This window comes from Gordonia sp. GONU, assembly GCF_024733855.1.
GTDB lineage: Bacteria > Actinomycetota > Actinomycetes > Mycobacteriales > Mycobacteriaceae > Gordonia > Gordonia amicalis.
Map to the genome: position 1 here is coordinate 1 of NZ_JANRHB010000062.1, position 8,620 is coordinate 8,620.

8 protein-coding genes are annotated in these 8,620 nt (G+C 65.5%); 1 reads left to right on the forward strand and 7 read right to left on the reverse strand.

All coding sequences use genetic code 11. The features are described 5' to 3' along the window. Positions 1 to 280 precede the first annotated feature (280 nt). From NWF34_RS24980 to NWF34_RS25005, 6 genes are all read right to left on the reverse strand, one after another. Positions 281 to 601, reverse strand: coding sequence for a Rieske (2Fe-2S) protein (locus tag NWF34_RS24980; RefSeq protein ID WP_258326381.1), 321 nt, complete (start codon positions 599 to 601; stop codon positions 281 to 283). Further along, positions 598 to 3,099: a nitrite reductase large subunit NirB gene (gene nirB / locus NWF34_RS24985; RefSeq protein ID WP_258326382.1), complete on the reverse strand. Its 2,502-nt coding sequence runs from the start codon at positions 3,097 to 3,099 to the stop codon at positions 598 to 600. Before nirB ends, NWF34_RS24980 begins: the two co-directional genes overlap by 4 nt. Next, positions 3,099 to 3,446: a molybdopterin oxidoreductase gene (locus tag NWF34_RS24990; RefSeq protein WP_258326383.1), complete on the reverse strand. Its 348-nt coding sequence runs from the start codon at positions 3,444 to 3,446 to the stop codon at positions 3,099 to 3,101. Before NWF34_RS24990 ends, nirB begins: the two co-directional genes overlap by 1 nt. A 111-nt stretch (positions 3,447 to 3,557) precedes the next feature. Further along, entirely contained in the window at positions 3,558 to 3,908 is a 351-nt protein-coding gene (locus NWF34_RS24995; protein ID WP_258326384.1) for a DUF2834 domain-containing protein, read from the reverse strand. Positions 3,909 to 3,976: 68 nt separating this feature from the next. After that, complete coding sequence (locus NWF34_RS25000) at positions 3,977 to 5,593, reverse strand: FAD-dependent oxidoreductase (protein ID WP_258326385.1); 1,617 nt, start codon at positions 5,591 to 5,593, stop codon at positions 3,977 to 3,979. Next, positions 5,593 to 6,516, reverse strand: coding sequence for a diiron oxygenase (locus tag NWF34_RS25005; protein WP_258326386.1), 924 nt, complete (start codon positions 6,514 to 6,516; stop codon positions 5,593 to 5,595). Before NWF34_RS25005 ends, NWF34_RS25000 begins: the two co-directional genes overlap by 1 nt. Positions 6,517 to 6,708: 192 nt before the next feature. Between NWF34_RS25005 and NWF34_RS25010 the strand changes: the two genes are divergently transcribed. Next, positions 6,709 to 7,479, forward strand: a complete 771-nt coding sequence (locus tag NWF34_RS25010; RefSeq protein WP_258326387.1) for an SDR family oxidoreductase — start codon at positions 6,709 to 6,711, stop codon at positions 7,477 to 7,479. Positions 7,480 to 7,564: 85 nt separating this feature from the next. Here the strand turns inward: NWF34_RS25010 and NWF34_RS25015 are convergent, their stop codons facing one another. Next, positions 7,565 to 8,488, reverse strand: coding sequence for an endonuclease domain-containing protein (locus NWF34_RS25015; RefSeq protein WP_258326388.1), 924 nt, complete (start codon positions 8,486 to 8,488; stop codon positions 7,565 to 7,567). Between the last annotated feature and the right edge of the window lie 132 nt (positions 8,489 to 8,620).

Here is an 8,620-nt window from a genome sequence, read left to right on the forward strand (position 1 = left end):
TGCCTGAATGTGTTCCTTAGACAAGTCCCATTCTTGCACTGCAGCAAGGCATCTCGCTTCTCAACACCCCATCAAACACCAGAAACCTCACCCCAAATCGGTGCATCCAGGCTCAGGGAGCGAGCGGCTCGTCGCTATCGCTCCTCACACCTCAGGGAGCGAGCGGCTCGTCGCTAACGCTCCTCGCACCCCAGGCAGCGAGGGGGCTCTCCACACCAATGGCGGCAGCGAGGGTCGGCTCGTCGCTTGCGCTACTCACACCTGAAGCAGCGCAAGCGGTTCACAGCCAGACGACGATGTCGCCGTCCCGCTCCTCGGCGCGGTAGACGGACACCGACCCGATCCCGTCCGACGTGCAGGCGCCGTCGGCGAAGGAGAAGGCGTACTGGTGCAGCGGGCAGACGATCTTCGCGGCGTCGAACTGGCCGTCGGCGAGCGGACCGGCGCGGTGCGGGCAGACGGCGCCGGTGGCGCGCAACGAGCCGTCGGTCATCCGGAACACCGCGATCTGCTTCCCGCCCACGACGTATGCGCGGCTCTCCCCCAGTTCGAGGTCGGCAACGGCCCCGATGACCACTCCGGGTTCGGCGATGCTGGTCACCGGACCGGCACCTGCGGGAGCGGCAGCAACGGCAGCGCCGGGCTGAACTGTGCGGGCGACTTCGGTTCGGCGCGATCCAGCCAGGGATCGACGTAGGCGGCGACGGCTTCGTCGATCCGCTCCTGCAGGCCGGCCACGAGGCCGTCCCGGTCGTCGACGATGATCGCGCGCAGTTCCTCGATGCCCATCCTCGGCACGAACGAGTAGGTTCGCTCGAGCCACTTGCCCTGCTCACGGTAGTACTGGATGAATATGCCGCACAACCGGATCACCTCGTCGGCGGAGTCCACGGTCGCCAGCAGGTCACCCCTGCGGATGTGGGCACCGGCGGCGCCGCCGACGTAGATCTCCCACTTGCCGTCGCCGATGCCGACCACACCGAAGTCCTTGCACAGCGCCTCGGCGCAGTTGCGTGGGCAACCGGTCACCGCGAGTTTGAGTTTCGCCGGCGACTCCAGACCCTGATAGCGGGTCTCGATGTCGATTCCGAGCTGCGTCGAATCACCGAGACCGAAACGGCAGTAATCGGTTCCGACGCAGGTCTTGACGGTCCGGAAGGACTTGCCGTAGGCGTAACCCGACGGCATCCCGAGGTCCTCCCACACCTTCGGCAGGTCTTCCTTCTTGACGCCGAGCAGATCGAGTCGCTGACCGCCGGTCGCTTTGATCATCGGGATCGAGTACTTCTCCGCGACGTCGGCGATCTTGCGCAACTGCTCGGGCGAGGTCACCCCGCCCTTCATCTGCGGAACCACCGAGAACGTGCCATCTCGCTGGATGTTCGCGTGCACACGGTCGTTGACGAACAACGCACCCGGTTCACGCTTCCACTCCGATCCCCAGATGATCCGCAACAGCGAGGCGAGCGGCATCTTCGCCGTCGCATCCTCGCCCTCGGGTGCCAGCTTGTCGAAGACCTCGCTGACCGACCGCAGATCCTGTCGCCGGATCGCGTCGATGAGTTCGGGCTTGGTGAGCGGGATCGACGGGACGTACCAGTCGGCCGCGGCGTCGGCCGTCAGAGTGTCGCCCGCGGCGTACTCGACGATGTCGGCGACGAGGCCCTTGCACGACCCACATCCCTTGCCGGCCCGCGTCTTCGCGCACACCTCGCCGACGCTGGTGCAACCCGACGCGACACAACCCATGATGTCGCCCTTGGTGACGCCGTTGCAGTTGCAGACCTGAACATCGTCGGCGAGTTCGGCGGCGCCGGTCTCCGCGCTCGGCGTGCCCATGTCGAACAGCATCGAGATACGTTCGTCCGGCAGGGGCACCTTGTCGTCGAAGGCCTGGGTGAGGAAGTTGACCTTGGAGATGTCGCCGAGCAGCATCGCGCCGATCAGCTTGTTGTCGCGGACCACCACATTCTTGTAGATACCGCTGCGCGGCTCGTAGAACTGCACGAACTCGTCGTCGTCCCGCTCCGGACCCTTGACCCCCATCGCCGCGACGTCGACACCGGCGACCTTGAGCTTCGTGGTCAGTCGCGAACCATGATATTCCGCTTGGGGATTCACGCCGGTCAGCACGTCCGCAAGAACCACAGCCTGTTCCCACAGCGGGGCGACGAGTCCGTACACCTCACTACGGTGCTGGGCACACTCACCCACCGCGTAGATGAATGCTTCATCCTCACAACGCATCTGATCGTCGACGACGATCCCACGCTCCACGACCAGTCCGGCGCCACGCGCGATCTCGACGTTCGGGCGGATACCCGCGGTCACCACGATCATGTCGGCCGGTAGCGAATCCCCGTCGGTGAAGCCGACTCCCGCTACCGTCCCGTCGTCGTTGCGCAGTACCGACGTCGTGCGCTTGCCGGTGTGCACGCCGACACCGAGAGACTCGATCTTGTTCCGCAGCACCCGTCCACCGCGCTCGTCGAGCTGCTGGTTCATCAGGTGTCCCGGTGAATGCACGACGTCGACGGCCACGCCCTGCGTCTGCAGTCCGTACGCGGCCTCGAGACCCAACAGGCCGCCACCGATCACCACGGCACGCACATGATCGCGCGACGTCGCCATCTGCAGCATGCCGTTGGTGTCCTCGATGGTCCGGAATCCGAACACACCACGCGCGAGCTTGCCGTCGGGTTCGCGGAGGCCGTCCATGTTCGGGAAGAACGTATGGGAGCCGGTCGCGATGACGAGGACGTCGAAGTCGATTGCCCGCCCCGACGCACACGTCACGGTCTTGGCGAAGCGGTCGATCGCCTCGGCGCGGTCGCCCGCGTAGAGAGTGACGCCGTGCTCGCGGTACCACGCCATCGGGTTCAGCATGAGATCGTCGTCATCGACCGTGGCCTCACCGGCGAGGACATGACTGAGCATGATGCGGTTGTAGTTGCCGTACGGTTCGTCGCCGATCATCGTGATGTCGAACAGGTCGCCGCCACCGCGCGTCAGGATCTCCTCGACCGTGCGCGCCCCGGCCATACCGTTCCCGACGACGACCAGGCGGCGTCGTTCGTGCAGGTCCTGGGAATCCGCCATCAGAAGACGACCATCCCGAAGTCCACCACGACCTCGCCGCTCGCGCCCTCGGGAGCCGCGATCACGAGTTCGAGCGTCGTGTCGGGATCGACGTCCTCGACCACCCTCAGCGGCACGTTCACCGACGACCGCGCCCCCATCGGGAACATCCGCATCGGCGTCCCGTCGCGCATCAGGGTCACGCAGATCAGTTCGTCGGAGCTGTTGCCGCCACGAAAGTACAAGGGCTGGGCCGTCATTCCCGACGGCACCACGAACGTGAGCACCGGGTCGATGGGACCGGACTTGGTCAGGCCCGCTCCCGCGAACGGGAACACACCCTGCAGGAAGTGCGGAGTACTCGACATGCCGCCACTATCCGCGCGCCGCGTGAAATGCGACTTGCCTCGGTGTTACGGCAGGGTTGTCTGGTTCTCACGGCCGTTCCGAAGGCCGGAGAGCAGCCCGGAGGCGTGTACTCAGCGCCGTAATGCGCGTTCGCGAGCCAGGAAGAAGAACGGGATCGCCGTCGCGATGCCGACCCCGAAGGTGAGGACCAGCGACGCGATCCACCACGGCATGATCCGCAGCCGCCTGGCCTCGCCGAACGCCCACAGGTGGAAGGCGATCACCACGAAGAGCAGATCGACCATCGCGAAACGGCCCGGCGTGGTCTTCATGATGTCGCCGACGAAGAAGTCTTTCACCGACTCCGGGCCGTTGCGCTGCACATACGGGATCGCAATCGCGTTCTGGGTGACCAGCGCGGTCACGAACACGGCGAACAGCGAACGCTCGCGCCACTTCTGGTTCAAACCGTCGTACGTCATCGCGCCTCCTGGGATGGGTGTGTGCCCCGATCGTGGCACGGTGGACGCGGTCGGTCAGCGGATTCGCGTCAGCTACGCCGCCATCCCGCCGCGCCGACCATCTCGGCGACCTGGGTGAACTTCACACGAGGGCGACCCTGTTCGATGCCTCGGCGGCGTTCGTGCCTGTCGATGGCGCGCATTCCGCGGTACCCGATCACGGTCCGCACCCGCTTGCGCACCAGTGCCGGGAACTCCCCCGCGGCACGCCGGGTGCGCTGAAGACTCCCCGACGCGGCGTCGGCGATGAAGTCCTCCACCGTTTGGGTGGCGCACTTCTTGTTGGCGCCGATCCCCCCGCTGGGGCCGCGCTTGGCCCAACCCAGCACGTAGCCGCCGGGGACGATCTCGCCCGACTCGTCGACCAGGCGACCGTCGACATTGCGGAAGATGCCGCGCTCGTCATCGAAGGCGAGACCTGGGATCGGGGTCGAGCGGTACCCGATCGAGCGCACGACGAGGTCGACGGCGACGTGATGCCGTCCCTCGCCGGTACGGACCGTCACTGACTGCACCTGCGGATTGCCGACGATCTCCTCCGGAGTGCTGTGGAACAGGAACACGATCCGACGCCGCGACGGGTCAGCGGGTTCGTGCAACGACGGAACCTGTCCGTCCGCTCCGTCGAACACCTCGACCTCGACGCCCGGGATCTCCGACAGTGCACGGTATTCCGCTGCCGTATAGGCGGCCGCGGCCTGATCACGACGACCGAGCAGGACCACCTCGTGGACATTCTGTTCGCGCAGGATCTCGAGCGCCCGGTCGGCGATGTCGGTGGTGGCCAACAACTCCGGCGGGGACACGAGAATGCGGGCGACGTCGAGCGCGACGTTGCCCGTGCCGACGACGACCGCGCGTCCCGTCGCCGGATCGTCGGCGGTTCCCCGACGCAGCGGCGGTCCCGCGTCGACGCCGGGCACGCCGTTGTACCAGGCCACGAGGTCGGTCGCCGACGTCGAACCCGGCAGGTGTTCACCGGGAATGCCCAGGCGCCGGGACTCACTGGCGCCCACGGCGTAGAACACCGCGTCGAAGTGCTCGGCGAGTTCAGCGGGGGTGACCTCGTCCGGTCCATCGCCGACGGACACGTTGGTCAGCATGGTGACGCGGGGGTCGCGGTAGAGCAGGTCGAATCCGCGCAGCACACCCTTGGTGCCCGGATGATCCGGTGCCACGCCGGCACGGACGAGTCCACCCGGCGTCGGCAGCTTGTCGATGACGGTGACCGTCGCCTCGGTCCGGTCGAGCAGGGTACGCAACGCGTAACCACCCGACGGTCCGGTGCCGACCAGGGCAACCCGCAGGCCGGCAGGCAGTTTCGGGATGTCCGGGTAGGTGACAGTGGACGCCTCGTCGTCGGTCGGCGGCACCCACCCCGACCGGACGTCGGGGTTGTTCTTGTAGTAGTCGGCGTTGATGTCGATGAACACCTTGTCGCGCGGGCCGAGTTTGTCCGCGGGATAGATCGCGTCCACCGGGCACGCGTCGGCACAGGCACCGCAGTCGATGCAGGCCTGCGGATCGATGTGCAGGATGTCGGAGCTGCCGAAGCCGCGCTCCTCGGGTGTCGGGTGGATGCAGTTCACCGGGCACACGGACACGCATGCCGCGTCACTGCAACATGATTGGGTGATGACGAACATCAGAGCATGTGCGCTTTCCGGTAGTACCGCATGGCGGGCTTGGTGAGCAGGCCCACCTCGTCGAGGAACTCCATGAGGTGGGCACAGCTGCTGCGGATCATCGAATGGAAGTGGGAGTTCTGCTTCATCTCTCGTCGAGCCCGCTCGGGGTCGAGCCCGGCGTCGGCGAAGGCCTGGCCCTGCACGAGACTCGTGACGATGTAGTACGCACCGATTGCCACGGTCAGCGCACTGAACTGGCGGCGCGCCCAGCTGACACCCTCGAGGGATTCGCGCACCTCTTCACGCGCGAACTTCATGTGGCGCGACTCCTCGAGGACGTGGATCTCGTTGACCGTGCGGATGAAATCGAGCACCCGGTCGTCGCGCATGCAGCCGCGCTGGAAGACGTCCAGGACCTCTTCGGCGACCAGGATTCCGGCGTAGGCGACCTCGTTCTTCGCGGTCTGCATGAAGATGTTGCCGAGGCGCGCGACCTTCTTCGACGGCCGGTAAGAGGCGCCGACCATCTTCTCCGACGCCTTGGCGAACATGAGCGAATGTCGGCACTCGTCGGCGATCTCGGTCAGCGCGAACTGGAACTCGGAGCCGTGGTAGTCGCCGAGGTACTGATCGCGGATCACCATCTCCTGCAGGATCATCTCGAACCAGATCCCGATGTTCATGATCGACGCGAACTCGTGGCGCGTCACCGAGATCCGCTGCTCCTCGGTGAGTTCGTCCCAGTAGTCGGTGCCGTACAGCGACGACCACTCCGGGCTGCAGCCGTACTTGGTCGGGTCCATCGGCTTGGACCAGTCGATCTCGGTCATCGCATTGCGCGAGAGACGGGCGGCCGACGCCAGCAGACGCGCTGACACCTCCTCGGTGCCCTGGTCACGCATGCTGATGACGTTCTCGGTTCGTTCCATCGCGGCCGTCATGCGAACTCGCCTCCCGGTCGACGTCGATCATGACAATGATCGATGTAATGACAATGTGTGTTGTCAAGATAGCACCGCACTGTGACCCAGTAAACGAATCAATGAATATACTGGCCGGTAAGTTCGGTGCTGGACAGTCTTCTTGCAGGTCAGCGCCATCGAGCCGCTACCGACTACCCCGTAGGAGTACGCATGTCATCCATCTTCATCACCGGCGGAGCGGCAGGGATAGGACTCGCCACTGCCGAACGGTTCGATCGCGATGGATGGACCGTCGGCGTCTACGACGTCGATACCGACGCTCTCGCGAAGGTCAAGGCCGACCATCCCGACTGGATCACGGGCACGCTCGACGTCCGTGAACCGGAGCAGTGGGCCGACGCGCTGGCCGAGTTCACCTCGCACACCGGTGGCACCCTCGACGTCCTGGACAACAACGCCGGCATCCTGCACGCGGGCAGGATCGACTCCATCACGCCCGAGCAGATCAAGCGGCAGATCGACATCGACGCACTCGGTGTCGCCCTGGGCGCACAGGCCGCCCACCCGTACCTGAAGAAGACCCCGGGCGCGCACTTGGTGAACATCGGGTCGGCGTCGGCGATCTACGGCCAGCCCGGAATCGCGGTCTACTCCGCCACCAAGTTCTTCGTCGGCGGACTGACCGAGGCCCTCGAACTCGAGTGGGAGCACGACGACATCCGCGTCGTCAGCATCTGGCCGCTGTGGGCGAAGACCGCCCTGGCCGCCGACGACGCGAAATCCACGAAGACCCTGGGCATCCGCATCACCCCGGACCAGGTCGCCGAGAAGGTCTGGGAATCTGTTCATCCCACGCGCCAGGACAAGCTGCTGCACCGCACCAGCTACTCCGTCGGCGCCCAGACCCTCTTCCTCGGCAACGCCGCCAAGTTCATCCCGAACTTCCTGAACCGGACCGTCAACAAGTTCATCGCGCAGTAGCCACCCCGCAAATCCACCCTTTTTCGCCAGACCCAGCACCCGCGAGGGTGGTGGGTTCGGCGATCCGTGGTGGGTTTGTGGAGTGTCAGGCCTCCCCGGCGGTGCGGAGCGCTTTAATGAGCGTCGCATGGAAACGGGCCTCGTCGCGCAGATCCTGCCACGTCCAGCGGACAACCGTGTAACCCTGCGCGCGCAGCTTGTCCTCGCGGATCTTCTCGTCCACGATGATCTGCCAGGCCGGCTTCTCGTCGAAGGTGCCGTTGTACTTGACCATTCCGTCGAACTCCCCGATCACCTTGTTCGCCAGGAGGAAGTCGACGCGCGCGATGAACTCGCCACGATCGTCGACGATGCGGACCTGCTGTTGCGGGACGGGCAGATCCGAGAACTCGAGCATGACTGCGCGACTGAGAGATTCGCCGACGCTTTCGGACAACGCACTCGCATGCGGCAACATGCGGCGCAGCATCTCGACGCCTTTGAATCGGCGGCATGACTCGAGGATCGCCTGCATTCGTTCGGCATCGGCCTTCTTCCGGAGCGCGGCGTCCAGCACGACGAGTGCCTGGCGGCTGTTCCCGAGACGGGCGACATCGCAGGCTGTTCGTTCGATCGACGTGACGGTCACACCGTCGATGACTTCGACGTCCTCGGGATCGACCTCGCACTGGTGCCAAACAACACGCGCACTCAGTTTGCCGACTTTCGGCGACGTCACGTGGACGCGGGTGAGGTCCGGCCAGAGCAGGGGCACTCGGTGCATCGCGGCCGCCGAGACATGGCTGAAGATGCGACTCGGATCGCCCGCCTTCGCTGCCGCGATGACGGTGAGGCGATGTTTCTCGACGTCGTCGAGTTCGGCCACCGCGGCGAAGTCTGCCATCGCTCCGGGCCACAGTCGGTGGAGCTCTTTCGATGCGACCTTGCCCCGAAGAACCTTGTCAGTGGTGTAGGGGCCGACGATGCTCGCGCGCCGAACCAGGCCGAACGGATCGGTGGGAATCTCCATACGTATTCAGACGCACGGCAAGTCCGTTTGGACCCACTCTCCGCAAACCCACCACTTTTCGCCAAACTCACCACCCGCGCGGGTGGTGAGTTTGGCGATCGGTGGTGGGTTTGCGGGGTGGGCGGGCGTGCG